The sequence below is a fragment of the Nonomuraea zeae genome, assembly GCF_005889725.1.
In the GTDB taxonomy this organism is placed as follows: domain Bacteria; phylum Actinomycetota; class Actinomycetes; order Streptosporangiales; family Streptosporangiaceae; genus Nonomuraea; species Nonomuraea zeae.
This window is the reverse complement of the sequence record NZ_VCKX01000091.1, coordinates 15,310-40,667: the sequence shown is the minus strand read 5'-3', so window position 1 is coordinate 40,667 and position 25,358 is coordinate 15,310. Positions and strand designations below refer to the sequence as shown.

Genomic DNA, 25,358 nt, shown 5'->3' with positions numbered 1-25,358 from the left:
GGACGGGGTCGGTGGGGCGTTGCTGGCCCTGGCGCTCGCTCTCCTGGTCGTCGGCCTCTACAACCCCGACCCGGCCACGGCGGTGCTCCCTCCGTGGGGCGTGCCGGTGATCGCAGCCGGCATCGTGGCGGCCGCGATCTTCGTCTGGTGGGAGATCCGCTCCCCCGTACGCCTCCTCGACCTGTCCGGCACCCCCAAGGGCCCGCTGCTCGCCACGCTGGCCGTGAGCTTCCTGGCCGGGGCGGCGCTCCTGGTGACGATGGTGTTCGTCCAGTTCACCGCCCAGACCCTGCTCGGCGAGGACGCGCTCGGCGCGTCGCTGGTGCTGGCCAGGTTCCTCGCCGCGCTGACCGTCGGCGCCCTGCTCGGCGGCCTGCTCGCGCGCAGGCTCGGCGACCGCGTCGTGGCGGTGGCGGGCATGGTGCTGGCGGCGGCCGGATACTGGCTGATGAGCCGGTGGCCGCTCGACCTGGCCGGCGCCGGGCTCGTGGTGGACCTCGACCTGGTCGTCGCCGGGCTGGGCCTGGGCCTGGTCATCGCCCCCGTCTCGGCGGCGGTGCTGCGGGTGAGCACGGCGGCGCAGCACGGCGTGGCGTCGGCGGCGGTCGTGGTCGCCAGGATGATGGGCATGCTGATCGGCATCGCGGCCGTGTCGGCGTGGGGCTTCTACCGGTTCCAGTCGCTGACCGCCCATCTGGACACGCCGCTGCCGTTCGGCGTGGACCCGGAGCTCTACCAGCGGCGGCTGGCCGAGTACACCACGAAGGTGCAGGCGGCGCTGCACACCGAGTACACCGAGATGTTCCTGGTCACGGCGTTCATCTGCCTGCTGGGCGGCGCCGTCGCGCTGCTCATGCCGCGCGCCGCGGCGGAAAAGCGTACGCCCTGAGGGCGTGCGGCTCCGGAGGGGGCCGCACGCCCTCGGGCGTCACGGGGACAGCCGGTGCAGGTCGCGCGGGAACGCGGTGGTCTGCCGGATGTTGGCGGCGCCGGTCAGCCGCGCCGTCCACCGCTCCAGCCCCAGCGCGAACCCGCCGTGCGGCGGCATCCCGTACCGGAACGCCTGCAGATATCCCTCGTACGCCCGCACGCCCTCGCCCCGGGCGGCCAGCGCCTCCAGGTAGTCCTCGTACCTGTGCAGCCGCTGCCCGCCCGTCACCAGTTCCAGGCCACGGAACAGCAGGTCGAACCCGTTGGAGTAGCCGGGCCGCGCGGGGTCGGGATGGGTGTAGAAGGGGCGTTTGGACATCGGATAGCCGGTGACGAAGAGGAACTCCGAGCCGCGCTCCCGCAGCGCCCACTCCGACAGCCACCGCTCCTGCGCGGGCGACAGGTCCGGCTCGTCCTCGCCGGTCAGCCGCTGGGCCTCGGTGAAGTGGACGGCCGGGATCTCGGCGGGCACCTCGGGCAGCGCGGCCCCGAGCAGCTCGACGGCGTGGGCGGCACGACGGCGTACGGACTCCAGCATGCCCGCCACCGCCTCCCGCAGCACCGCCATCACGTCCCGGTGGTCGCGGATGAAGCCCAGCTCGGCGTCGAGGCTGGTGTACTGGGCCAGATGGCGCACGGTGTCGTGCGGCTCGGCGCGGAAGACCGGCCCGACCTCGTAGACCCGCTCGAACACCCCGGCCATCGCCTGCTTGTAGAACTGCGGCGACTGCGCCAGGTACGCGGGCCGGCCGAAGTAGTCGATGCCGAAGACGTTCGCGCCCGACTCGGTGGCCGAGGCGACGATCTTCGGGGTGTGCACCTCGGTGAACCCGAGCCGGTCCAGCGCCTGCCTGAATCCGGCCACGCTCGCGGCCGAGATCTCCAGCGGCGCTCTGAGCAGCGGGTGCCGCAGGGCGGCGGGCGCGTGGTCGAGGATCGTCGGCAGCGTCGCGGTCACCACCGGCCGGTACAGGTCGAACGGCGGCGGCGCGCTCGGCTCCGACAGCACCTCGATCTCCGGCGAGACCAGCTCGAAGCCCCCTGGGGCCTGCGCGCTGGCCGTCACCGTGCCGGTGACCTCGACGACGCTCTCCTCAGGGGGCAGGCCGGCTCCGGTCACCGCCTGGGCGAGCCCGGTTCGGTCCCTGACGACGAGGAAGGACAGGGATTTCAGTTGCCGCCGGCGATGGACCCAACCGGCGATCGTCACTCGTTGGCCGGCGTGCTCAGCGAGCTCCGCCGACATGACACGAGAGATCATCACAGCTCCTCGGAAAGGAAATGCATGACCCCTTGGGAGTGCGGGGGAGAAGGGAGCTCCCGGTGCCACCGCACTTTCGCCGCCTCGCGGGGAGGCGGCCTGGGCGACCCGATGACGGGGGTCAGGCCGGCGGGGCATTTCCTCCCCGCACTCGGGAGTGTCTTCGCCAGTGGGGCACAGGACCGCCTTCGCAGCTTCCGGCGGCTCTCTGGACCCGTGCGGGACCGCTGGCTACTCGTCTCCGTCTACGCGTTGCCCGGCATCATACGGGGGCGCCGGAGGGGCGGCAAAATGATTTGCCGCCCCTCCGGCCACGATCACTTGTCCTTCTTGGAGCGCTTCTCCCGGATCTTCATCGTGACGTCGATCGGCGACCCGGCGAAGCCGAACTCCTCGCGGATGCGCCGCTCGATGAAGCGCCGGTAGGTGTCCTCCAGCCAGCCGGAGGTGAACAGCACGAACTTGGGCGGCTCCACCGACGCCTGCGTGGCGAAGAGGATCTTCGGCTGCTTGCCGCCGCGCACCGGCGGCGGCGTCTGGTGCACCAGCTCGGTCAGGAACGCGTTGAGCCTTGCCGTCGGCACCCGCGTGGACCAGGAGTCGAGCGCCTTCTCCAGCGCGGGGACCAGCCGCTCGACGTGCCGCCCGGTCTTGGCGGAGATGTTGACGCGCAGCGCCCACGGCGTGCGGACGAGCTGCCTGTCGATCTCCTTCTCCAGGTAGTAGCGGCGGTCCTCGTCGACCAGGTCCCACTTGTTGAAGGCGACCACCATCGCCCGCCCCGACTCGATGACCAGGCCGATGATGCGCAGGTCCTGCTCGGTGAGCGGCTCGCTGGCGTCGATGAGCACGATCGCCACCTCGGTGCGCTCCAGCGCCGCCCGCGTGCGCATGGCGGCGTAGAAGTCGGCGCCCTGCAGCTCGCGGTCGCGCCGCCGGATGCCGGCCGTGTCGACGAAGCGCCAGGTGCGCCCGCCCAGCTCGACCAGCTCGTCGACCGGGTCGCGGGTGGTGCCGGCCATCGGGTCGACCAGCACCCGCTCCTCGCCCGCCAGCTTGTTGAGCAGCGAGGACTTGCCGACGTTGGGCTTGCCGAGCAGCGCGACGCGGGAGGGCCCGCGCTCGCCGTCGAAGGTGACCTGCGGCGTCTCGGGCAGCGCGTCGAGAATGACGTCGAGCAGGTCGCCGCTGGAGCGCCCGTGCAGGGCGGAGACGGGGAACGGCTCGCCGAGCCCGAGCGACCACAGCGCGGCGGCCTCCAGCTCCAACTGCTGGTTGTCCACCTTGTTGGCGGTCAGGATGACCGGCTTGCCGGACTGCCGCAGCACCGAGCCCACGACCTCGTCGGCGTCGGTGGCGCCCACGGTGGCGTCCACGACGAACACGATCACGTCGGCCAGCTCGACGGCGACCTGGGCCTGCTCGGCGATGCGCAGGTTCATTCCCGTGGCTTCGGGGTCCCAGCCGCCGGTGTCGACGACGGTGAAGCGGCGGCCGCGCCAGTTGGCGTCGTAGGTGACGCGGTCGCGGGTGACGCCCGGCACGTCTTCCACGACGGCCTCGCGGCGGCCGATGATGCGGTTGACCAGCGTGGACTTGCCGACGTTCGGCCGCCCCACGATGGCGACGACCGGCAGCGGCGTGGTGTCGCCGTGCTCGGTGATCTCAAGATCGTCGAGGTCAGCCTCGACCCAATCCCCCGTTGACACGATTTTTCATCCTTTGAGTGAGTCCCGCACCCGTTGCTCAGGTGCGCTCGTGAATGCGATCGCGGCCGCCCGGGGACTCGTGCTCTCCTTCCGGGCTGCGCCGCTCCGCGACCAGCCTCAACACCTCGGCGATGACCTCTTCGAGGCCGAGCGCCGTGGTGTCGAGCTCGACGGCGCCATCCGCCATCGAGAGTGGGTCTGTCTTACGTGTTGAGTCCAGGGTGTCACGCTTGGCCATGGCGGCCTGCTGCGCCTCCACCGTCGAGCCCGCGACCTCCGCGCTGCGCCGCCGGGCGCGGGCCTCCGCGCTCGCCGTCAGGTAGACCTTGACGGCGGCCTCCGGGCAGACGACCGTGCCGATGTCGCGGCCCTCGATGACGATGTCGCCGGCGCCGGCGATCTCCCGCTGGAGCGCCACCAGCCGCACCCGGACCTCGGGGACGGCGGCGACGACCGAGACCGCGCCGGTGACGTCGCTCTGCCTGATCGGCCCCGCCACGTCAACGCCGTCGACGTGGATCGCGGGGGCGTCGGGATCGGTGCCGGAGACGATCTGCGGCTCGCCCGCGCGGGCCGCGATCGCGGCCGGATCGGCCAGATCGACGCCCTGCTCGAGCATCCACCAGGTCATCGCGCGGTACATCGCCCCGGTGTCGAGGTAACGCAGGCCCAGCGCGCGGGCGACCCCGCGCGACACGCTCGACTTACCCGACCCCGAAGGGCCGTCCATGGCGACGACCAGACCGGTCACGGCCTCTCCCTCTTCACGTGTGCGTCCCAACCTGAAGAGGCTACCGCCTCCAGCTCAGTCGGCGATCCAGCTTCCGTGGAAGCCCAGCGGCACCCTGGCGGGCAGGTGCACGGTGGCGACCGGCTCGCCGGTGAAGTCCTGGGCGGACAGGATGACCAGATCGGCCGCGCCCCTGGCCGGGTTGTTGACGTAGGCGAGCACGTAGCCGTCGTCCTCGGCTTCCCCCGAGCCGACGAACACCGGCTCGCCCACGTACGCCTCCCGCCCGAGGCTGCGCGACTCCTGCGTGCCGCTCACCAGGTCGTGCTTGATGAGCGTGTTGTCGAACGCCTCGTCGGGCAGGTCCTCCAGCTCGGTGTCCGCTGGATGGATCGCCTCGTAGAGGTCCAGGGTGGAGGAGGTGTAGCCGTAGCGGTACGGCCTGCCGGTGAGCCGCTCGTCCATGCGCGGGAACTCCTGCGCCCGGTCGTCCAGCCGGGTCTGCGTGACCTTGCCCGACGTCAGGCCGATGCGCCAGCGGTCGAGGGTGGGCGTGCCGCCCACGTCGAGCCGCGCGTCCACGAACCGCTTCGGGTAGCGGACCACGTCCACCACCACCTCGTCGCCGTCGTCGTAGGCGTTGAGCGTGTGGAACACCCAGCAGGGGTCCACCTCGAACCAGCGCACCTCGCCGCTCGCCCTGGACATGAGCCCGATCCTGGACGGGTGGTCCTCGTTCCACGCGTACGGCAGGACGTGGCCCCGCTCGGCGTGCGCCATGCTGAACGTGACCGGCAGGTCGTAGATCACGACATAACGCTCGGTGAGCGCGAAGTCGTGCAGCATGGGGGCGTCGGCGATGGGGATGTCCCTGACCTGCGTCACCGCGCCCTTGGGGTCGATGACGATGTGCTGGTGGTGGTCCCAGCCGAAGAAATAGGCCAGCGCGTGCAGCTCGCCGCTGGCCGGGTCGAGGTGGGTGTGCGCGGCGTACCCGCCGGGCAGGCCGCCGTCGAAGTCGCACGGGCCGATGGTGTCGAGCTCGTAGCCCAGCTCGTACGGCCGCGCCCCCGCCTCGACGGTCGCGAACGTGCGCCCGGCCACCCCGATGACGTGGGTGTTGGCCGCGAAGTCCATGTCCGCGTGGACGGGCCCCGGCCTGGGCCGCTCCCCGAGCCGCTCGGCGAGCCGGGCACTGCGCACCCAGCGGTTGCGGTACCACTCCGCGCGGCCTTCGCGCAGCCGGACACCGTGCACCATGCCCTCGCCCAGGAACAGGTGCCCGGCGCTGGGGTCGTCGAGACTGAGCGGATTGGGGCCGTTACGCAGGTAGCGGCCGTTGAGCTCGGCCGGGATGCGGCCCGTGACCTCGAGGTCGAAGGCGGTGATCTCATCGGTCACCGGGGCGAATCCGCCGCTGAAGGGAGTGGTCTTCATGACACGTGCCTTTCGTCAGGAGCGAGGAACGGTGTGAGCACCGAGGAGCAGAGCAGTCCGTAGCGCTGCTCCGCTTCGGCCTGATCGAAATGTCCTGAAATTTCGAGACTTACGGCGCCGTGCATGGCCATCCACAGCACGTCGGCGATCTCCCCGGCATCTGCCCCGCGCAGCACGCCCGACTCCAGGCACCTGGCCACGCAGCGGATCAGCAGGTCGAAGGTCCTTTTCGCCGCCCGCACCGCCTCCGGCCCCGGCCTGAAGCCCGGCACGGCCCCCTCGAACATGACCCGGTAGTAGTCGCGCTCGGCCAGCGCGTACGCCCGGTAGGCCGCGATCCCGGCGTGCAGCTGCGCGAGCGGATCGTCCTCGATGGGCACCTCCAGCAGCCACCGCTCGAACCTGGCGAACCCCTCCAGCCAGAGCGCCTCGCTGAGCCCGTCCTTGCCGCCGAAGAGCGTGTAGATCACCTTCGTGGAGCAGCCGACCTCGCCGGAGATCCGGCGCACGGTCAGCGCCGCCGGACCTTCGGTGATGAGCAGGCGTTTGGCCGCGTCGAGAACGGCCGCCCTGACGACGTCCTGCCCCTCCCGCTGCGCCTGCCGGTATGCACTGACGGTCATCGTGGTAACGCCGTTTCTTATGGGTAACACTGTTACCTCTCTTTGTACGCCTCCGCCGGCCGCCCGTCAACGTGCCGGGGAGTGCCCGGGGAAGGAACCCGGGGAAGGACTAAGTACGGCGGTCGCGGTAAGTGGCCAGGTGTGACGCCAAGGGACGGAGCGCGGGTCACCGTGGTGGTGGCCGGCCGGGACCGGCTGCGGGCGCTGGCCCGTACGCTGCCCCTGCACCCGCGCCCGGTGATCCTGGTCGACGACGGCTCGGCCGACGGGACCGCCGGATTCGTGCGACGGCACTTCACCGACGTGCACCTGATCGAGACGGGCACGAGCCTGGGGGCGCCCGCGCGCAACCTCGGCGTCCAGGCGGCCGAGACCCCCTACGTGGCCTTCGCCGACGACGACTCCTGGTGGGCGCCCGGCGCGCTGGAGCGGGCCGCCGACCTGCTGGACGCCCATCCGAGGCTGGCGGTGCTGGGCGCGCGCGTGCTGGTGGGGCCGGAGGAGCGGCTGGACGCGGCGTCGGCGGAGATGCGGGACTTTCCTCTCGGCGCCGAGTCCGATCTGCCGGGGCCGAGCGTGCTGGGGTTCCTGACGTGCGGGGCCGTGGTGCGCAGGGACGCGTTCCTGGAGGCGGGCGGGTTCGACGACGTGGTGTCCTGCTTCGGCGAGGACGAGCGGCTGGCCGTCGACCTGGCCGGTCAGGGCTGGGGGCTGGCCTACGTGGACGACGTCGTGGCCCATCACCATCCGTCGCCGTCCGCCGGGCGGCACGACCGCCGGGCGCTGGCGACCCGCAACGGCCTGCTGACCGCCGTGCTGCGCCGCCCCTGGCAGGTGGTGGCGCGGCGGGCGTTCGCGGCCCTGCGGAGCGGTCCTGAGGGCTGGAGAGGGCTGGGTGCGGCGGTGCGGAGGCTGCCGAGGGCGCTGGCCGAGCGCCGGCCGGTGCCGCCGCAGGTCGAGGAGCGGCTGTCCGGCCTGGAGTCCCGCCGCTCCCGGGGCCGCCCCGAGGACCGCCGCTACACGCCGTGAACGTGCGCCGGGCGCGGGTGGGGATGCGCCCGGCCCTGGTAGAACGGCCCCGCCGGGCGGCAAACCCCGTGCCCGCGCGCCGGGCGCTCGGTGATCACGTGAGCCCGGCGGTCAGCGCGAACATCCACACGGGCACCAGGCCCCGCTTGAGCAGCTTGAACGTCGTCATCGGGCTGCTGCTCACCGTCTCCTTGTAGACGATGGCCGCCCGCCCCTTCAGGAACCACCTGCGCGGGCTGTCGTCCGGCCGGGTGAACTGGATGACCGCGTCCGCCCGCCCCAGGCTGACGGGCTGGTGGAAGTATCCGAACCGGAACGGCCTGGCCGCCTTCCCGCGCAGCGTGGCGGCCAGCGAGTCGGCCGCGTGCAGCCCGGTCGGGATGCCGCCCTGGCAGGTGCCGTGCAGCACGCCGTAGGGCTGGCTGACCGCGGCGGCGTCGCCGACGGCGTACACGTCGGGGTGGGACACCGAGCGCAGCGCCGAGTCCACCACGATCCTGCCGCGCTCGTCGACGCTCAGCCCGGACTCGGCGGCCAGGGGCAGGCCCCTGGTGCCGGTCGTCCAGAGCGTCGCGTCGGAGTGGACGAGCCCGCCGCCGTCCAGCTCGACGCCGTCCGGCAGGACCTTGGTGATGTCCGCCCCGGCGCGCACCGCGACGCCCAGCCGCTCCAGCGCCCCGTCCAGGTGGGCGCGGGCCGCGGCGCTCATCATGGAGCCGGGCCGCCCTCTGGTCAGCAGGACGACGTGCAGGTGCGGATAAGCCTCGGCCAGCTCGGTGGCCGACTCGACGCCGGTCAGACCGCCGCCGGCCACGACCACGGTGCCCCGGGTCAGCGCGCCGAGGCGCTCGGAGAGCCGTACGGCGCCCGCGTGGTCGTCGTAGGTGCAGGCGTGGTCGGCGACGCCGGGCACCGAGGTGTCGGTGACGGTGCCGAGCGCGTAGATCAGCTTGTCGTAGCCGAGCACGCGCCCGCCCTCAAGACTCACCTGGTGGTGGTCCAGGTCGATCCCGGCCACCCGGCCCACCACGAGATCGATGCCGGTGCCGGCCACCACCTCGTCCAGGGCGAAGTCGGACAGCCGCTCCCCCGCGGCCGTCTGATGCAGCCTGAGCCGCTCGGTGAACCTCGGCGAGGCGTTCACCAGGGTGACCTTGCCGCCCGTGCGCCGGGTCCTGACGGCGGCCCTGATGGCCGCGGCCGTGCCGGTGTAGCCCGCACCCAGTACCAGAATGTCGGTCATCTTTCTTACCTCCTCGATTCGCCTTGAAGACGTATCGAGGAGGCCGGGGCGTGACATCGGCCCCTAAGGAACCTGCCAGCCGCGCTCGCGCAGGGCCTCGGTGAGCCCGGCTGCCGCGTCGGGCTGCACCGACAGCTCGGCGATGCCCAGGGGCAGCCCCGGGGCGTGCTCGAGGCGTACGTCCTCGACGTTGACGCCGACCTCGTCGCACACCTGGAAGAGCCGGGCGAGCTGGCCGGGGCGGTCACCGATGACGACCTGGACGACGACGTAGGAGGAGGCGGGTCCGCCGTGCTTGCCGGGGATCCGGTCGTGGCCGACGACACCGCGCTTGAGCAGCTGGGTCAGCTCGCCGGTGGCGGTGCCGTCGCCGTCGGCCAGGGCGCGCAGCGCGCTCGCGGCGTCGGCCAGGTCGTGGGCGACCGCTTCGAGCACCTCGGCGACCGGGGAGGCGTTGCCGGACAGGATGCCGAGCCAGAGCCCGGGGTCGCTGCCCGCGATCCTCGTCACGTCACGCACGCCCTGCCCGGCCAGGCCGAGCGCGACGTCGGTGGCGTCGGCCAGCCGGGCCGCCACGGCGGAGGCGGCGACATGGGGCGCGTGGGAGACGACGGCCACCGCGCGGTCGTGGTCGACCGCGCCCACCTCGACCGGGTTGGCCCCGCACAGCTCGATCAGCCGCAGCACGATCGCCGTGGCCTCGGGGTCGGCCTCCTCGGTGGGGCACAGCGCCCACGGGCGGCCCAGGAACAGATCGGCCCTGGCGGCGCCGGGACCGGACTTCTCGCGCCCGGCGAGCGGGTGGGAGGCGACGTAGGAGGCCAGGTCGCAGCCGAGCTGCGCGGCCCGGTGGATGGGCTCGGCCTTCACGCTGGCGACGTCGGTGTAGAACCTGGCGGCGCCGGCGGTCTGCAGCGCCAGCAGCTCGCTCGCCACGTGGGCCGGGGGGACCGCGATGATCGCCAGGTCCACCTCGTCCCCTGGTTGCGTGGCCGGGTCCCAGTCCTCGCCGGCGCCGAGCTCCCGTGCCAGCCGTACGGCGCCCGGATCGCGGTCGGCAAGCAGCACGCGTACGTTGCGCTTGCGCAGCGCCAGCGCCGCTGAAGTGCCGATGAGGCCGGTACCGACGACGAGCACGGTACGAAGTTCCATCTCGATGTCCTGAATTATCGGGCCATTGGGGTGCGAGTCTCTCGTGGCGCGCTTGCCTGCGGCTTACTGCGCGATGTCCTGCCGCAACGCCACGGCGCCGCGCAGGTAGACGTGCTGGATCTCCGACCGCGGGCGGTCGGTCTCCACGTGGGCCATCAGGCGCACGACGCGGGGCAGCGCCCCGGGCACGTCGATCTCGGTGCAGCAGATCAGCGGCACCTCGTGGAAGCCCAGCTTCCGCGCCGCAAGCGCGGGGAACTGGGCCGTAAGGTCAGGCGTGGCCGTGAACAGCACGCTGATCACGTCGTCCGTGGTCAGGCGGTTGCGCTCCATGATCGCGCTGACCAGCTCGGTCGTGCCGGCGACGATCGAGTCATGGTCGTTGGCGTCCACCTGGATCGCCCCACGGATCGCCCGTACCATGCGGCTCCTTTCCTCACATATGCGGGAGAGCCCGTGCGGAGATCGCACGGGCTCCTGCGTCCGGCCAGATTACAGCTTCACGGCCGCGTAGAGTTCGCCGACCTCTTTCAAGCTCAGCGCCCTGACGGTCCCCGGCTTGGTACGGCCCAGCTTCACGGGACCGAACTCGATCCTGGCCAGGTCGATCACCCGGTGACCGGACTCTTCGAGCATGCGCCTGACGACGTGCTTGCGGCCCTCGTGCAGCACGACCTCGACCAGCGCCTGCTGGCCGTGCTCCTGCACGATGGCGAAGCTGTCGGCCCTGGCGAGGCCGTCCTCCAGCTCGATGCCCTGCTTGAGCCTGCGTCCGAGGTCGCGCGGGATCGGACCCGGCACCTTGGCCCAGTATTTCTTCTGCACGCCGTAGCTCGGGTGCGTCAGCCGGTTGGCCAGCTCGCCGTCGTTGGTGAGCAGCAGCAGGCCCTCGGTCTCGGTGTCCAGCCTGCCCACGTGAAACAACCTGGGCGCCAGCTCCTCGACGTAGTCGGCCAGGCACGGGCGGCCCTGCGGGTCGTCCATGGTGGAGACGACGCCGATGGGCTTGTTCAGGGCGTAGTAGACCAGGTCGGGCGCGGTCGGGATGCGCTTGCCGTCCACGTGGATCACCTGGGCGGCGGGGTCGACCTTGGCGCCGAACCTGCGTACGACCTGCCCGTTGACGGTGACCCGGCCGTCGCCGATCATCTCCTCGCACGCCCTGCGGCTGGCCACGCCCGCCTGGGCGAGCACCTTCTGCAGCCGGACGCCGTCGGGGACCTCGGTGGTGTCGCGCTCGTCGGTGTAGCCCTCGGGGTAGAAGGCGTAGTCGCGGAGGGGCTGGCGGGCCGCCTTCACGCGGTCGCGCTGCGGGCTGCCGACGCCCTCGCGCTGAGTGCCGCCGTAGCCGCCGGCGTCGCTCCTGCCGCCGCCCAGCGTCTGGACGTCGTCCCGCCGGGCCCCACGGCCCGTCCGGGCGTCGCCGCCGGGCCTGGACCCGCGGTCGGTACGCGCGCCGCCGCCGCCCTGCTTGGAGCCGCGGTCGGTACGGGGTGCGTCGCCGTCGCGCCTGCCGTAGCGGGAACGCGTCGAGGAGGCCGCGGGAGACCTTGAGTCGCCGCTGTCCTCCCTGCGCCCGCTCCGGTCGGCCCGGAACCCGGCGCGGTCGTCACGCCGGCCGCCATGGCCGCTGCGGGCGGCGTATCCGCCGCGCTCGTCACGCCGGCCACCACCGGACCCGCCACCGTAGCCACTGCCGGATCCGCCACCGTAGCCACTACCGGACCCGCCACCGGATCCGCCGCCGTAGCCGCTGCCGGATCCGCCGCTGTAACCACCGCTGGATCCGCCGCGCTCGCCACGGCGCTCGGGACGGCCGAAGCGGTCGTCGCCTCGCGAGTAGCGCTGCTCACCGCGGTCCCGCTCGCCCTGGCCACCGCGCTCACCGCGGTCGCCGCCGTAGGCACGCTCGCTTCGGAACCCGCCACGGTCGCCACCGGAACCGCTGCGGAATCCACCACGGTCACCACCGGCTCCACCGCGCTCGCCGCGGAATCCACCACGGTCGCCGCCAGGCCCGCTGCGGAATCCACCACGGTCACTACCGGACCCGCCGCGATCGCTGCGGAACCCGCCGCGCTCGCCGCCGGGCCCACCGCGGAATCCACCTCGGTCATCACGCTCGCCACGGAACCCGCCGCGCTCGCTGCCGGATCCACTGCGCTCACCGCGGAATCCGCCGCGCTCGCCGCCGGATCCGCTGCGGTCGCCGCGCTCGGGCCGCTCACCGCGGTCGCTCCGGGCCGGGTAACGGTCGTCGCGAGGGGCGCGCGAGACACGGCCATCGCCGTCGCCGCCGCCTGGCCTGCCGCCGAACCGGGCGCGGGAGCCACCCCGGTCCGCGCGAAGGGAGTCGCGGGCCGGCCGCGAGTCGCTCGCGCCGCGACCGTACCCACGGTCGCGAGAGTCACTGCGGGAGTCACTGCGGGAGTCACTGCGGGAGTCGCGGCTCCCGGTACGGAAGTCGTCGCGGCCGGACCCACCACGGGTCCCACCACGGAAGTCGTCACGGCGGGGGCCGCCGCGAGAGTCCGCGCGGCCGGATCCGGTCCCGCCGCGGAAATCGTCGTCGCGGCGGGGACCCCCGCCGCGGTTGTCGTCGGAGCGGAAGGCGGGACGCCCGCTGCGGCCGGAGCCGCCGGTACGTCCACGACCGCGTCCATCACCGGACGGGGTGCTGCGCCTGTTGTTCACTTTGTCGTCTCCTCGAGATTTTCCACGTCGTCGGGGAGGAAGGGAGCGAGCTCGGGGAGCTCGCTGAGATCCCGTAGTCCCAGACGTTCAAGGAAGTATGAGCTTGTCCGGTAGAGCACTGCCTGGCTCTCCGGGTCGGTCCCGGCCTCTTCGACCAGTCCCCTCGCGACGAGCGTCCGCATGACGCCGTCGCTGTTGACACCGCGCACGGCGGCGACTCGGGCACGGCTCACCGGTTGCCGGTAAGCCACGACCGCGAGTGTTTCCAGCGCGGCCTGGGTCAGCCGCGTCTGCTGGCCGTCGCGTACGAACCGCTCGACCAGTTGGGCGCAGTCGGCGCGCGTGTAAAACCGCCAGCCGCCCGCGACTTCTCTTAAATCAAAACCCCGTCCGGCCTCGGTATATTCCGCTGCCAGGCCGCGCAGCGCCGCAGCGACCTCGTGCGTGGGCCGCTCCAGCACCTGAGCCAGCGTCACCTCGGCGACCGGCTCGTCGACGACAAGCAGGATAGCCTCCAACGCCGCCTCAAGCGACGGCCCCTCGGCATCGGGCCTCTCACCCTCGTCGTCCGGGACCTCCTCGTCGTCCCGGAGCCCGCCATCCGCACGGCCGTCCACCTGGCCATGCGCTCGCCCATCGACTTGGCCGTCGACGTGCCCGGCCGCACCCAACGCGCCGAACTCCGATACGCCCGCCGTGCCGGTCTCCGGCACGCTCCGCTCCGCCGCCCCGGCTTCCGGCTCCCAGAAGTCCTCCGCCCAGCCCGGCGCGCCCGCTCCACCGCGCTCGGCGGATAGGCCCGGCTCGACGGAATGAACGGGCTCCACCTGGTCGACCAGCCCGGCCCTCTCGCTGGCGTCCGCCCGCTCGACCGACTCGACGGGGTCGGCCTCGGCTTCGGGCGCTTCCGGCCGGTCCGGGGCCGCGTCGCCCTCTTCCGAGCCCGCACCGGAGAGCTCGGCCTCGACGTCCCCAAGCCACCGAGCCGCACCCCCTCTGGGCGCGGGCGTGACGGCAGCCGCTACCTCGGCGTCCGAGAGATCCGAGAGATCCGAGGCGTCCGAGACGTCTGAGGTGTCCGGGGTCTCCGAGGTGTCCGGGGCCGGATCCGGTGCCGCCGGGGTGACAGGCTGGGCGAGGGAGCCGGGGAGGGTCATCCAGGAGGGAAGGTCCGAGTCGGGGGACTTTCGAGGGGTGGGCAGTGGGTTGTCAGTCATCAGGTGCTTTCTCCGCGGATTCCTCGTAATCGTCCCCCACCGCGACGTCCCCGTCGTCGGTGCCGGTCCACGTCACGTGCAGATCACCCAGCGGCTCGACCTGCTCGAACGTGACCGCCGACTCCCGGAAGAGCTCCAGCACGGCCAGGAACCGGGCGATGACCTCAAAAGTCCCATCACAGTCGGACACCAGCGCGCGGAACGTGGCCCGCCGGAGCCGGCGCAGGTGCATGACCAGGATCGCCGCCTGCTCCTTGACGCTGGCCAGCGGCTGGTAGATGTGCCCGACATTGACCGTGGGCGGCAGTTTGGGGGTGAACGCCCTGGCGGCGATCTTGGCGAGCTGGTCGGGCCCGATGCCGAGGATGAGCTCCGGCAGCAAGTTCGCGAACTGCTCCTCCATCCCCACCGTACGGGGGAAGCGCAGCGACTCCTCGGCCATCCGCCCGGCGAAGAACTTCGCCACCTCTTTGTACGCCTTGTACTGCAGCAACCGCGCGAACAGCAGGTCCCTGGCCTCCAGCAGCGCCAGGTCCTCCTCGTCCTCCACCTCACCCGAAGGCAGCAGCCTGGCCGCCTTCAGGTCCAGCAGCGTGGCCGCCACCAGCAGGAAATGGCTGGTCTGATCGAGATCCCACTCGGGCCCGCGCGAGCGGATGTAGGCGATGAACTCGTCGGTGACCTTGGAGAGCGAGACCTCGGTGATGTCCAGCTTGTGCTTGGCGATGAGGCCGAGGAGCAGGTCGAAGGGGCCCTCGAAGACGTCCAGGTGAACCTGGAAGCCCTGGGGCTCGGTCTGCTCTGCGGTCACCTGGCCATTGTCGCAGGCGCCGGCCAGCGCGACAGCACCTCGCGGGCCAGCTCACGATAGGCGTTCGCGCCCAGGGATGACGGGTCGAAGGTGGTGATGGGCTCACCGGCGACCGTGGCGTCGGGGAAGCGGACCGTGCGGTTGATGACGGTGTGGAACACCTTGTCACCGAACGCTTCCACCACTCGCGCCAGCACCTCGCGCCCATGCAGCGTACGGGCGTCGTACATGGTGGCGAGGAGCCCCTCGATCTCGAGGTCCTCGTTGAGCCGCTCCTGGACCTTGGAGATGGTGTCCATGAGCAGCGCCACGCCGCGCAGCGCGAAGAACTCGCACTCCAGCGGCACCATGACACCGTGCGCGCAGGTGAGCGCGTTGATGGTGAGCAGGCCGAGCGACGGCTGGCAGTCGATGAGGCACACGTCGTAGTGCGGCAGCAGCGGCTTGATCACGCGGCCGAGCACCTGCTCGCGGGCCACCTCGGTGACGAGCTGGACTTCGGCGGCGGACAGGTCGATGTTGCTCGGCAGCAGGTCGAGGCCCTCGACGCCGGTCTCGAGCAGCACGTCCTCGGCGGTCACGCCGCGGTCCATCAGCAGGTTGTAGACCGTCAGGTCGAGCTGGAGCGGGTTGATGCCCAGGCCGACGGAGAGCGCGCCCTGCGGGTCGAAGTCCACCAGCAGCACCTTGAGCCCGCATTCGACGAGCGCGGCGCCCAGGTTGATGGTGGTCGTGGTCTTACCCACGCCGCCCTTCTGATTGACCATCGCGACCACCCGCGCGGGCCCGTGCACCTCCGGCGGCACCGGCTCCGGGAACACGGGTCTGGGCCGCTGCGTGGGGCCCAGATTGACGCCGTTCGAAGGCGCGTTGGTCTTCGTGTCGCCCCAGGGGTTGTCGGGGGTCCCCGGGGTCGAACCCTTGGTCGTCACAGTCACCAGCTCGAACCTCCCTGACGATCCCGAACCGGACCGTCCGGACGGACACTATGGCGTCACCACTAAACGCGGCAAGGCGGCACGCCGTGGGTGCCGCGCGTCGCAAAAGACTATAGATCACTGCCGGGCACGCGGATGCGCGGCGGCATAGACCTCTCGAAGCTTGTCGACCGTGACCAGGGTGTAGACCTGTGTGGTCGTCACCGAGGCGTGGCCGAGCAATTCCTGGACCACCCTAACGTCGGCGCCGCCGTCCAAGAGGTGAGTTGCAAAGGAATGCCGGAGTACGTGCGGACTTATCCTGGCAAGTCCGGCTCGTTCGGCGGCCGCCTGGAGCACCTCCCACGCGCCCTGCCTGGTCAAAGGCCCGCCGCGGGCGTTCAGGAACACGCAGGGGGTGCCGCGCCCGTGGGCCAGCAATCCAGGACGAGCACGTACGAGATAGGCATCCAGCGCGGAGCGGGCATAGCGCCCCAAAGGCACGACCCGGGTACGCCCGCCCTTGCCGCGCAGGCGCACCTGGTCGGGTTCGAGGTCGTCCACGGTCAGGCCGACGGCTTCGGAGATGCGGGCGCCGGTGCCGTACAGGACCTCCAGCAGGGCGCGGTTGCGCAGCGTCAGAGGCGCGCCGTCGGGGCCCGATGCGGCGATGAGCCGCTCGACCTCGTCCACGGCGATCGCCTTGGGCAGGCGGCGGTTCTGGCGCGGCGGGCGCACCTCGTGGGCGGGGTCGTGCGCCGTGACGCCTTCGCGCAGCGCGAAGCGGTGCAGCCCGCGCACGGCCGAGACGGCGCGGGCGGCGGAGCTGGCGACCAGGGCGGGGTGCTCGCCGTCGCCCTCGCGCAACGCGGCGAGGAAGGCCTGCACGTCGGCCTCCCCCACCTCGTCGAGCCGCAGGCGGCCGCGAGCCTGCAGATGTTCGAAGTATCGGCGCAGGTCACGGCGGTAGGACGCGAGCGTGTTGGCAGCCAGGCCCCGCTCCACCGCCAGATGGGCGAGGTAGCTGGAGAGCACTGCCTCCACGAATTGGTCCTTCCGTCACGCCTCAGGGGCGTCGGCGGGGCGCAACAGGGCGAACCCCTCAACCGAAGCCGCATACGCGGCGAGGATACCGGCCACGGCCGGGGAATTGTGGATCATTCCCATGAGCGCCTTCTCGACCGCGTCGGCCAGCGGAATCCACACCACCGGCATGTCGATCTCCTCGTGCCGGTGCACGAAGCCGTTCTCCTCGTCGGGGATCCTGCTCAGCCCCCGGGCCAGGAACACCCGGATCCGCTCGTCGCTCATGCCCGGCGAGGAGCGCAGGTCGACGAGCGTGTGCCAGGTGTCGGCGCGGTATCCGGCCTCCTCCGCGAGCTCGCGGGCGGCGCCGGTGACGAGCGGTTCGCCTTCGACGTCGCGGATCCCGGCCGGCAGCTCCCACATCAGCTGGCGGGTGGGATGGCGGTACTGCCTGATCATCAGGACCCGCTCGCGCTCGTCGAGCGCGAGCACGGCGACGGCGCCGGGATGCACCACGTAGTCGCGGTCGGCGACCTCGTCACGGGGCATCTTGACGGTGTCGGTGACCACCTGGATCACGTGGCCCTTGAACCGATCTCTGGATTCGACGACTTCCCACGCCTCGGGCGTGTCCCTGATCATGGCCGCGCCGCCCGCGGGCTCTCCGGTGGTGCTCACTGACCCACCTTCGCACTGACCCGGTCGTCCGCGTAAGCCAGCGCGGCCCCGATGAGACCCTTGAACATCGGGTTGGCCCGCGTGGGCCGGGAGCGGAACTCGGGGTGCGCCTGCGTGCCGATGAAGAACGGGTGCACGTCGGAGGGCAGCTCGGTGTACTCGACGAGGCGGCCGTCTGGCGACAGGCCCGAGAAGACCAGGCCGACCTGCTCCAGCTGCTCGCGGTAGGCGTTGTTGACCTCGTAGCGGTGACGGTGGCGCTCGTCGGCCTTGGCCTTGCCGCTGTAGAGCTGCCGGGCGAGGGTGCCCTCGCCGAGCTTGGCGGTGTAGCTGCCGAGCCGCATCGTGCCGCCCATGTCGCGCTCGCCCGCGACGACGTCCTCCTGGTCGGCCATGGTGGAGATGACCGGGTGCTTGGTGTCGGGGTCGAACTCGGCGGAGTTGGCGTCCTCGATGCCGGCCATGTGGCGGGCGGCCTCGATGACCATCCCCTGCATGCCGAGGCAGATGCCGAGCAGCGGGATCTTGCCCTCGCGGGCGTGCCGGATGGCGCCGATCTTGCCCTCGATGCCGCGCACGCCGAACCCGCCGGGGATCAGCACGCCGTCGACGCCGTCGAGCTCGCGCTCGGCGCCCTCCTGGGTCTCGCAGTCGTCGCTCTTGACCCAGCGGATGTTGACGCGGGCGTCGTTGGCGAAGCCGCCGGCCCGCAGGGCCTCAGTGACGGACAGGTACGCGTCCGGCAAATCGATATATTTCCCCACCAGGGCGATCGTGACCTCCTTCGCCGGCCGGTGCACCCGGCGCAGGAGCTGCTCCCACTCCTTCCAGTCCACGTCCCTGAACGGCAGGCCGAGCCGGCGCACCACGTACGCGTCGAGACCTTCGGAGTGGAGCACCTTGGGGATGTCGTAGATCGAGGCGGCGTCGACGGCGGAGACGACGGCGTCCTCGTCCACGTCGCACATGAGGCTGATCTTGCGCTTGATGGCCGTCTGGACCGGCCGGTCGGAGCGCAGCACGATCGCGTCGGGCTGGATGCCGATGCTGCGCAGCGCCGCCACGCTGTGCTGGGTCGGCTTGGTCTTCAGCTCGCCCGACGGCCCGATGTAGGGCAGCAGCGACACGTGCAGGAAGAACACGTTGTCGCGCCCGACCTCGTGCCTGATCTGCCGCACGGCCTCCAGGAACGGCAGCGACTCGATGTCGCCCACCGTGCCGCCGACCTCGGTGATGACCACGTCAACCTCGGAGCCGGCCATGCCCCGGATCCGGTCCTTGATCTCGTTGGTGATGTGCGGGATGACCTGGACGGTGTCGCCCAGGTATTCGCCCCGCCGCTCCTTGGCGATGACGTTGGAGTAGACCTGGCCGGTGGTCACGTTGGCCGAGCCGTGCAGGTCGGTGTCGAGGAACCGCTCGTAGTGGCCGACGTCGAGGTCGGTCTCGGCACCGTCGTCGGTGACGAACACCTCGCCGTGCTGGAACGGGTTCATGGTGCCGGGGTCGACGTTGAGGTAAGGGTCGAGCTTCTGCATGGTGACCCTGAGACCGCGCGCCTTGAGCAGGCGACCGAGGCTGGATGCCGTGAGCCCCTTGCCGAGACTGGAGGCGACACCGCCGGTGACGAACAGATGCTTGGTTTGCGATGCGCTGCGCAAAGGGGCTCCCGTGGCTCGAGGTGTGGTCGAAGTGTCCACGGGCTCTCAGGATATCAAACAACGCCCCTCACATGCCCGAACGGCATGCCCTAGCGGTAACTTTGATCCTTATGTCACTTGTACGCCGGGCGATGGGCACGCTGATTCACCGTGCCTACACGGCGATCCGCCGCGCCGGCGCGATCAGCCCGGTCTCTCCAGGGGGTTATCGATTCCGCCGGCTCGGCGACGGGGTCAGCATCGCGTTCCCCCCCGGCGCGATCTTCGGCGAGCAGTGGATCGAGATCGGCGACCACACGCTGATCGGCGAGCGCGTGTCGCTGTCCTGCGGCATGATGCCGGGCCCGGACCTCGGCCCCGCCTCCATCCTGCGCATCGGCGCGAGCTGCTCGATCGGCAGGGGCTCGCACATCGTGGCCCACCAGTCGATCGACATCGGCGACGACGTCTTCACCGGCCCGTACGTGTACATCACTGACCAGAACCACGTCTACGACGACCCCGACGTCCCCATCGGCCGGCAGTGGCCGCGCAACAGCCCGGTCTCGATCGGCTCCGGCTCGTGGCTGGGCGCGGGCGCGATCATCCTGCCGGGCACCACGCTGGGCCGCCAGTGCGTGGTGGCGGGCGGGGCGGTGGTGCGCGGGGTGTTCCCCGACCACAGCGTCGTGGCGGGCGTGCCGGCCAGGCGGGTCCGCGGCTACACCCCCGAGCTGGGCTGGCACGCCCCCGCCGGCACCCTGGACGTGACCTCGGACACGGGGATGGACCGAACAAGGTTCTGACGGATAGCGTCAGGTCATGCGGACCGCTATCTGTGAGCGTCTTGGCATCGACTTCCCCCTGTTCGCCTTCAGCCACTGCCGCGACGTGGTGGCCGCCGTCACGAACGCGGGCGGGTTCGGCGTGCTGGGCGCCGTCGCGTACTCGCCCGACCAGCTCGACACCGAGCTCACCTGGATCGACGAGCGGGTGGGCGGCCGGCCGTACGGAGTGGACGTGCTCGTGCCCGGAAAGCTCGACGCCTCCGCGCTCGACCGGACCGCGCACCTCATGGACTTCATCCCCGACCGGCACCGCGACTTCGTCACCCACCTGCTGTCCAAGTACGACGTGACCGCGCCCGCGCAGCCGCTGACGGCGGTGGCCGACGAGTTCGGCCGGCGGGTGACGGCGGCGGGCGCGTCGGGGCTGGTCGAAGTGGCGCTCAAGCATCCCATCGGCCTGATCGCCAGCGCCCTGGGACCGCCTCCGCCCGAGATGACGGCCGCGGCCCGGCAGGCGGGCGTCCCCGTGGCCGCGCTGGTCGGCACGGTCGAGCACGCCCGCAGGCAGGTGGCGGCCGGCGCGGACCTCATCGTCGCGCAGGGCACCGAGGCGGGCGGCCACACCGGCGACATCTCCACGATGGTGCTGGTGCCGCAGGTCGTGGACGCGGTCGGCCCGGTCCCCGTGCTGGCGGCGGGCGGGATCGCCTCGGGACGGCAGATGGCCGCGGCCATGGCGCTCGGGGCGGAGGGCGTGTGGTGCGGCTCGGTCTGGCTGACCACGGAGGAGGCGGAGACCTCCCCCGCGGTCAAGCGCAAGCTGCTGGCGGCCTCGTCGCTGGACACGGTCCGCTCGCGGTCGCGTACGGGGAAGCCGGCCAGGCAGCTCAAGTCGGCCTGGACGGAGGAGTGGGACTCCGCCCAGGAGAGCCCCGGGCCGCTGGGGATGCCGTTGCAGCTCCTCGTGGCCGAAGGGGCGATGGCCCGCATCGGCGCGGCGGCGGAGCGGGGCGAGCCGGGGGCGCTGGAGCTGGTCAACTACTACGTCGGGCAGGTGGTGGGGCAGCTCGACCAGGTCAAACCGGCTCGCGAGGTCGTGTACGAGATGGTCAGCGAGTTCGCGGAGGCGGTGGAACGGCTCGGCCGCCTGTCCGGATGAGCGCCGCCCGGCCCGCTCGCGTGACGCCCCCGCCCTGGCTCACTGTGGCATCCCCGCCCCGCGCTGGCTCACCGTGACGTCGCCGCCCACCCCGCTCACCGTGTGGTCGCCGCCCGGCTCCGGTCGGCGGTGAAGACGTACAGGTAGGGGTGGTGCGGCCGGACCGCGCCGTCGGCCGCGCCCTTGGCCAGGGCGAGCGCGCCGTCGGCCGAGGTGCCGCGCGGCGGCGCGAAGCGGGCGCCGGGCAGCAGCTCCCGCACCGTGTCCTGGAACGGCTCCATCAGCAGGTCAGCGGCGTCGAAGAGCCGGCCGCCCCACGAGAAGACCGGTTCGAGCCCCTCGGCGGCGGCGACGGCGGCCTGGCCGAGGTGGCGGCCCGCCTCGGTCCAGATCCGCCGCGCGACCCGATCCCCCTGCCTGGCCGCGGCGGCGACGTCCGGGGCGAACGACGCCAGCTCGTGGGCCGCCGCCCCCGCCCCGTAGACGGCCGCCACCAGGTCCAGCGGGTGGCCGTACCGGGCGGTCATGCGTTCGAGCAGGGCGGGCGAGCCGCCGGCCCGGCCGTCGTGCGCGCGCAGCGCGGCCTGGAGGCCCTGCCCGCCGACCCAGGCCCCGCTGCCGTGGTCGCCGAGCAGGTGTCCCCATCCGTCGGCCTGGTTCCACACGCCGTCCAGGTCGGTGCCGAGCGCGATGACGCCGGTGCCGGCCGCGACGACGGCTCCCTGGCGGAACCCGAGCGCGCCGACGTGCGTGGTGACCATGTCGCCCGCGACCACCAGCGTGCCCAGCCCGAACCGCTCCCCCAGTGCCTGCCACAACGTGCCGGGATCGCGCACGAGCCCCGGCAGACCGGTGACGCCCACCGCCATCGCATCGAACCGCCCGGCCGCCCCTCCGCCCTCTCCGGCGGCGCCGAGGAGCCCGGAAGACGTGCCGTCCCCGCCCGGTGGCCGGGTCGCCGTCACGACGGCGGCGATGATGCGGGCGGCGAGGCGGTCGAGGTCCACCCGGCCCTGGACGCGCGGCACCGGAGCCGGGTCCTCGCCGTTGCCGATCACCCCGCCGCCGGCCTCGATCCGTACCCTGATCCCGCCGCCGCCGACGTCCACGCCCGCGAATGCGCCGCCGCTCATCGAGCGGGCCCGCCCAGCGCGGTGACCGCCGCCCGGACGCCCGGGTGCTCGGCCAGCGCGGCCCGTGCCTGCTCGGCCGGGCAGCCGGTGAGCAGCCGCACGAGCGCCTCGGGGATCCGCCCTTCCGCTTCGGCGAGCGCGGCCCCGCAGGTCGCCGCGTCCTCCCCGGTCGCCTCCACGAGCAGGCTCACCGCGCGCTCGCCGAGCTTGGCGTTGGTCGCCACGAGCCCGACCATGAGGTTCCCGTACGTGCGCCCCGCCTTGATCATGAGCGCCGTCGAGAACGCGTTCAGGATGACCTTGGTGGCCGTGCCCGCCTTGAGCCGGGTGGAGCCGGTCAGCGCCTCGGGACCGGTGCCGGCGGCCACGACGATGCCGGCCCGCAGCGGGGCGTCCGGGTTGCAGGTGACCAGCACCGTGAGCGCGCCGGCGGCCTCGGCCGCGCGCAGGGCGCCGGCCACGTACCGGGTGGACCCTGACGCTGTGATCCCGACCGCCACGTCGGCCTCGCCGAGCGTCCCCGCGTCGGCGGCCCCCAGCTCCTCGGCGTCCTCCTTGTCGATGGCGGAGTCGGTGAGCGCGGCGGGCCCGCCGGCGAAGTGCGCGGTGAACAGGTCGCGCGGCGCCCCGAACGTCGGCGTGATCTCGGTGGCGTCCAGCACCGCCAGCCGCCCCGACGCGCCGGCGCCGAAGTAGTGCACGCGCCCGCCCCTGCTCAGCCGCAGGTGCGCCGCGTCCACCGCCTCGGCGAGCGGCCCGGTCGCGGCGAGCGCCGCCGCGACCGCCCTGGCGTCCTCCTCCAGCAGCAGCCGGAGGACCTCGCCGGACTCCAGGGTGTCGATGGCGGCGGTACGGGGGTTGCGGCCCTCGGTCGGTGGTGCCAGGTGGGTCATCGTGCTCCTCATCGTTCGTCCTCGAGTACGGGGTCCGCGCCGCCCGCCACGCCGCCGGAAGCGCCGCCCGATACGTCGCCCCGCGCGTCGCCGAAAGCGTCGCCCGGCACGTCGCCCGGCACGTCGCCGAAAGCGCCGGCGTACGCGGTGTGCAGCCGGCGCGACTCCGCGGCCAGGTCACCCGGCTCCACCGGAGCCGCGCCCTCGCGCAGGAAGTCCTCGGACCGCTCGCGAAGCCGTCGCGCCAGCTCGGCCTCCGCGCCGGGCTCGCCGGCGAGCGCGGCGGCCAGGCCCCGCGCCCACAGCTCCCAGCGGTCCCGGTAGTAGCCGCCCACGAGCCCCGCCCAGTGCCGGCCGGCGTAGTCGTCGAGCAGCGGGCTGTCCACGGTGCCCCAGACCGTGATGATCCTGCGGGCGTTGTCCCGCAGGACCGCGCGGTCCTCCGGCCCGGCGGCCCAGGACAAGGCCTTGTCCTCCCAGTGGCGGAAGGTGAACTCGGGCCGGCAGGCCAGCATCCGGTCGAGGTCCTCGAAGACCTTCAGGAACCGGGCGACCTGCTCGGGGTCGCCGCCGGACTCCACGACCTCGACGCAGCGGCGGTCGGCGACCCTGGCCAGGTACGCGATGCCGGCCTCGGCTAGGTCGTGCCCGAGCGGCCCGGCGACCAGCCCCGGCTCGCGCTCGGCCGCGTCGATCAGCCGCTCCCAGGCCCGCGCGAGCACCGCCGGCCGGTACCAGAGGGTGCCGGCCACGGCCGCGCGCAGCTCGGCGCCGCCGTCGCGGGTCCAGGCGTAGGTGGGGTTCGCGGTGAGCACGCCCTTGAACCGGTCGGGAGAGATCCGCAGCCCGTCGGCGCCGTAGACGGTGTCCAGCAGCCCACGCCAGGCCGCCCGCAGACCTGCCTCGATCCCTCTGCCCGGCCGGCCGTAGCGTTCGGTCACGAAGGCGTCGAGCCAGGCGGCGACGTCGGGGACCTGGTGCCAGATCTGGTCGGCGACCAGCTCGAAGAAGACGGGGTTGTTGCGGGTCGCCTCCATCGCCAGGCCGAGCCCGGCGGGCGGGCGGCCCGCCGCCAGGGCCGCGTCCACGGCGGCCGGCACCCCGCGCAGGCCGGCGACCGGATCGGTGCGGCCGCCGAAGTTGAGCAGCGCGCACCAGAGCCAGGGCTTGCCGGCGAACTCCTCGAACTCGCCCCACAGCGGATCGTGCTCCGCCCACAGGTCCGCGACCAGCATCCGGCCGTCCGGGATCGCGTCGAGGAAGGCGGTGACGCGGTCCTTCGTCCAGAAGTCCCGCTGGTAGGAGAACGGCCACGCCTGCATGAGCCAGACCGCCTCCGGGTCGGCCTCCAGCAGGCCGGCCAGCGTCGCCGCCGCCACGGCTCCGGGATAGGCCGGGTCGGCGTCGATGGGGATCATCTCGATGAACGGATCGGCGGCGTAGAGGTGGCCGGTGCCGAAGAGCTTGATCTGGGCGCGGGCGATCTCGGCGCCGATCCGCGCGTACAGCGGGTCGGCCGGGTCGAGCACCCAGGTCTCGAACCCCTGCCAGGTGCGGCGGCCGGCGCGGGCCGTGGCCGCGATCTCGCGCGGGACATGCCCGGTGAAGGCGGGAAGCACGGGGGTCATGCCGAAGGCGCGCTCGCGGTCGAGGATGCGCGCCCCGAGCTCGCGATGGCTCTCGATCCACGACGCGGGCAGCGGCCCGGCGAAGTCGTCGAGGCAGCCCATGAACTGGAACGGCAGGTAGCCCGGCCCGCCCAGGAACCGGCGGATCTGCCGGTCGTCGAGGCCGAGCTCGGAGTAGGCGGCGTGCATCGCGGCCTCGTGACCGGTGACGGCCAGCGGCATGGTGATGCCGTGCAGGGCCATCCAGTCGATCTCGCGTTCCCAGTCGGCCCAGTCCCAGTAGGGCATGGTGTAGCTGAAGGTGCAGAAGTTGAAGTAGTAGCCCTCCCGGACCCGGGCCGTGCCCTCGCGGCGCGGCGCGGCGGGCAACGACGGCACCGCCAGGGGCAGCTCCGTGTCCCAGCCCACGGACAGGCCGCAGTGTTCGCGGAGGTAGTGGTGGAGCGCGACGGACGCGCTCACGCCGTCCGTCGCGGCAATGGTGAGCACGCCGGCCGCGGCCTCGTACGCGTATCCGCGCCCGTCGCCGTCGCGCGCGGCGAAGCAGACAGACGCCGCCACAGGCCCTAGAACGCGGTGGGCCAGGCCGCGGACCGTGTCCGCCCAACCCGGTACTTGCTCCCCGTCACCGGACGACATCGCAGGTCACACCCCTCGACG

The 25,358-nt window shown here is 72.4% G+C and carries 22 protein-coding genes; 4 read left to right on the top strand and 18 right to left on the bottom strand.

Annotation, left to right across the window (positions count from 1 at the left end; translation table 11 throughout):
- Positions 1-889 (top strand): MFS transporter (locus ETD85_RS27460; RefSeq protein WP_138692657.1); only part of this gene is annotated, 889 nt, incomplete at its 5' end.
- 39 nt (positions 890-928) lie between these two features.
- Here the strand turns inward: ETD85_RS27460 and aspS are convergent.
- The 5 genes from aspS to ETD85_RS27435 all read right to left on the bottom strand — a co-directional run bounded on the left by aspS (position 929) and on the right by ETD85_RS27435 (position 6,690).
- Positions 929-2,191 carry an aspartate--tRNA(Asn) ligase gene (gene aspS / locus ETD85_RS27455; RefSeq protein ID WP_138692656.1) on the bottom strand — a complete coding sequence of 421 codons (1,263 nt, stop codon included), beginning with the start codon at positions 2,189-2,191 and terminating at the stop codon, positions 929-931.
- A 317-nt stretch (positions 2,192-2,508) separates the two neighbouring features.
- Positions 2,509-3,900, bottom strand: coding sequence for a ribosome biogenesis GTPase Der (der, locus tag ETD85_RS27450; RefSeq protein ID WP_138692655.1), 1,392 nt, complete (start codon positions 3,898-3,900; stop codon positions 2,509-2,511).
- Between the two features lie 37 nt (positions 3,901-3,937).
- On the bottom strand, positions 3,938-4,630 hold the full coding sequence (gene cmk / locus ETD85_RS27445) for a (d)CMP kinase (RefSeq protein ID WP_170246861.1): 693 nt from the start codon (positions 4,628-4,630) through the stop codon (positions 3,938-3,940).
- A 75-nt stretch (positions 4,631-4,705) separates the two neighbouring features.
- Positions 4,706-6,067: a carotenoid oxygenase family protein gene (locus ETD85_RS27440; protein ID WP_138692653.1), complete on the bottom strand. Its 1,362-nt coding sequence runs from the start codon at positions 6,065-6,067 to the stop codon at positions 4,706-4,708.
- Complete coding sequence (locus tag ETD85_RS27435; protein WP_138692652.1) at positions 6,064-6,690, bottom strand: TetR/AcrR family transcriptional regulator; 627 nt, start codon at positions 6,688-6,690, stop codon at positions 6,064-6,066. The genes ETD85_RS27440 and ETD85_RS27435 overlap by 4 nt, the downstream gene beginning before the upstream one ends.
- Positions 6,691-6,831: 141 nt before the next feature.
- Between ETD85_RS27435 and ETD85_RS27430 the strand changes: the two genes are divergently transcribed.
- Positions 6,832-7,719, top strand: a complete 888-nt coding sequence (locus ETD85_RS27430) for a glycosyltransferase family 2 protein (protein WP_206058624.1) — start codon at positions 6,832-6,834, stop codon at positions 7,717-7,719.
- Positions 7,720-7,813: 94 nt separating this feature from the next.
- On the opposite strand, the gene ETD85_RS27425 is transcribed toward ETD85_RS27430, so the two are convergent.
- The 10 genes from ETD85_RS27425 to ETD85_RS27380 form a co-directional block, all read right to left on the bottom strand.
- Positions 7,814-8,962 (bottom strand): NAD(P)/FAD-dependent oxidoreductase, encoded by a 1,149-nt coding sequence (locus tag ETD85_RS27425; protein ID WP_138692651.1) that lies wholly within the window; start codon positions 8,960-8,962, stop codon positions 7,814-7,816.
- 63 nt (positions 8,963-9,025) lie between these two features.
- Positions 9,026-10,114: a prephenate dehydrogenase gene (locus ETD85_RS27420; RefSeq protein ID WP_138692650.1), complete on the bottom strand. Its 1,089-nt coding sequence runs from the start codon at positions 10,112-10,114 to the stop codon at positions 9,026-9,028.
- 63 nt (positions 10,115-10,177) lie between these two features.
- Entirely contained in the window at positions 10,178-10,537 is a 360-nt protein-coding gene (gene aroH, locus ETD85_RS27415; protein WP_138692649.1) for a chorismate mutase, read from the bottom strand.
- A gap of 69 nt (positions 10,538-10,606) precedes the next feature.
- Positions 10,607-12,808, bottom strand: a complete 2,202-nt coding sequence (locus ETD85_RS27410; protein ID WP_138692648.1) for a pseudouridine synthase — start codon at positions 12,806-12,808, stop codon at positions 10,607-10,609.
- Positions 12,805-13,326: an SMC-Scp complex subunit ScpB gene (scpB, locus tag ETD85_RS27405; protein WP_138692665.1), complete on the bottom strand. Its 522-nt coding sequence runs from the start codon at positions 13,324-13,326 to the stop codon at positions 12,805-12,807. The genes ETD85_RS27410 and scpB overlap by 4 nt, the downstream gene beginning before the upstream one ends.
- A 691-nt stretch (positions 13,327-14,017) precedes the next feature.
- On the bottom strand, positions 14,018-14,836 hold the full coding sequence (locus tag ETD85_RS27400) for a segregation and condensation protein A (protein ID WP_138692647.1): 819 nt from the start codon (positions 14,834-14,836) through the stop codon (positions 14,018-14,020).
- On the bottom strand, positions 14,833-15,768 hold the full coding sequence (locus ETD85_RS27395) for a ParA family protein (protein WP_379507817.1): 936 nt from the start codon (positions 15,766-15,768) through the stop codon (positions 14,833-14,835). Before ETD85_RS27395 ends, ETD85_RS27400 begins: the two co-directional genes overlap by 4 nt.
- 123 nt (positions 15,769-15,891) lie before the next feature.
- Positions 15,892-16,797, bottom strand: coding sequence for a site-specific tyrosine recombinase XerD (gene xerD / locus ETD85_RS27390; protein WP_138692645.1), 906 nt, complete (start codon positions 16,795-16,797; stop codon positions 15,892-15,894).
- A 15-nt stretch (positions 16,798-16,812) separates the two neighbouring features.
- On the bottom strand, positions 16,813-17,421 hold the full coding sequence (locus ETD85_RS27385; RefSeq protein WP_138692664.1) for an NUDIX domain-containing protein: 609 nt from the start codon (positions 17,419-17,421) through the stop codon (positions 16,813-16,815).
- Positions 17,422-17,453: 32 nt separating this feature from the next.
- Positions 17,454-19,118: a CTP synthase gene (locus ETD85_RS27380; protein WP_138692644.1), complete on the bottom strand. Its 1,665-nt coding sequence runs from the start codon at positions 19,116-19,118 to the stop codon at positions 17,454-17,456.
- A 110-nt stretch (positions 19,119-19,228) separates the two neighbouring features.
- On the opposite strand from ETD85_RS27380, the gene ETD85_RS27375 reads away from it, so the two are divergent.
- On the top strand, positions 19,229-19,903 hold the full coding sequence (locus tag ETD85_RS27375; protein WP_240779455.1) for an acyltransferase: 675 nt from the start codon (positions 19,229-19,231) through the stop codon (positions 19,901-19,903).
- 16 nt (positions 19,904-19,919) lie between these two features.
- A complete protein-coding gene (locus tag ETD85_RS27370; protein ID WP_138692643.1) occupies positions 19,920-21,044 on the top strand; it encodes an NAD(P)H-dependent flavin oxidoreductase in 1,125 nt (374 codons plus the stop codon).
- A 95-nt stretch (positions 21,045-21,139) separates the two neighbouring features.
- Here the strand turns inward: ETD85_RS27370 and ETD85_RS27365 are convergent, their stop codons facing one another.
- From ETD85_RS27365 to ETD85_RS27355, 3 genes are read right to left on the bottom strand one after another with little or no spacing between them, the layout of a single operon-like run.
- On the bottom strand, positions 21,140-22,177 hold the full coding sequence (locus ETD85_RS27365; protein ID WP_138692642.1) for an N-acetylglucosamine kinase: 1,038 nt from the start codon (positions 22,175-22,177) through the stop codon (positions 21,140-21,142).
- Positions 22,174-23,082: an N-acetylmuramic acid 6-phosphate etherase gene (locus tag ETD85_RS27360; RefSeq protein ID WP_240779454.1), complete on the bottom strand. Its 909-nt coding sequence runs from the start codon at positions 23,080-23,082 to the stop codon at positions 22,174-22,176. The genes ETD85_RS27365 and ETD85_RS27360 overlap by 4 nt, the downstream gene beginning before the upstream one ends.
- The gene (locus ETD85_RS27355; RefSeq protein WP_138692641.1) at positions 23,079-25,337 is read right to left on the bottom strand and encodes an alpha-N-acetylglucosaminidase; all 2,259 of its coding nucleotides are present in this window, start codon (positions 25,335-25,337) and stop codon (positions 23,079-23,081) included. Before ETD85_RS27355 ends, ETD85_RS27360 begins: the two co-directional genes overlap by 4 nt.
- Between the last annotated feature and the right edge of the window lie 21 nt (positions 25,338-25,358).

Coding starts and splice junctions, on each gene's coding strand:
- ETD85_RS27370 (WP_138692643.1), top strand. CDS start 19,920: ATGCGGACCGCTATCTGTGAGCGTCTTGGCATCGACTTCCCCCTGTTC.
- cmk (WP_170246861.1), bottom strand. CDS start 4,630: ATGGACGGCCCTTCGGGGTCGGGTAAGTCGAGCGTGTCGCGCGGGGTC.
- ETD85_RS27385 (WP_138692664.1), bottom strand. CDS start 17,421: ATGATCAGGGACACGCCCGAGGCGTGGGAAGTCGTCGAATCCAGAGAT.
- ETD85_RS27435 (WP_138692652.1), bottom strand. CDS start 6,690: ATGACCGTCAGTGCATACCGGCAGGCGCAGCGGGAGGGGCAGGACGTC.
- ETD85_RS27365 (WP_138692642.1), bottom strand. CDS start 22,177: ATGAGCGGCGGCGCATTCGCGGGCGTGGACGTCGGCGGCGGCGGGATC.
- ETD85_RS27420 (WP_138692650.1), bottom strand. CDS start 10,114: ATGGAACTTCGTACCGTGCTCGTCGTCGGTACCGGCCTCATCGGCACT.
- ETD85_RS27375 (WP_240779455.1), top strand. CDS start 19,229: ATGTCACTTGTACGCCGGGCGATGGGCACGCTGATTCACCGTGCCTAC.
- aroH (WP_138692649.1), bottom strand. CDS start 10,537: ATGGTACGGGCGATCCGTGGGGCGATCCAGGTGGACGCCAACGACCAT.
- ETD85_RS27355 (WP_138692641.1), bottom strand. CDS start 25,337: ATGTCGTCCGGTGACGGGGAGCAAGTACCGGGTTGGGCGGACACGGTC.
- ETD85_RS27360 (WP_240779454.1), bottom strand. CDS start 23,082: ATGAGGAGCACGATGACCCACCTGGCACCACCGACCGAGGGCCGCAAC.
- ETD85_RS27440 (WP_138692653.1), bottom strand. CDS start 6,067: ATGAAGACCACTCCCTTCAGCGGCGGATTCGCCCCGGTGACCGATGAG.
- aspS (WP_138692656.1), bottom strand. CDS start 2,191: ATGATCTCTCGTGTCATGTCGGCGGAGCTCGCTGAGCACGCCGGCCAA.
- ETD85_RS27425 (WP_138692651.1), bottom strand. CDS start 8,962: ATGACCGACATTCTGGTACTGGGTGCGGGCTACACCGGCACGGCCGCG.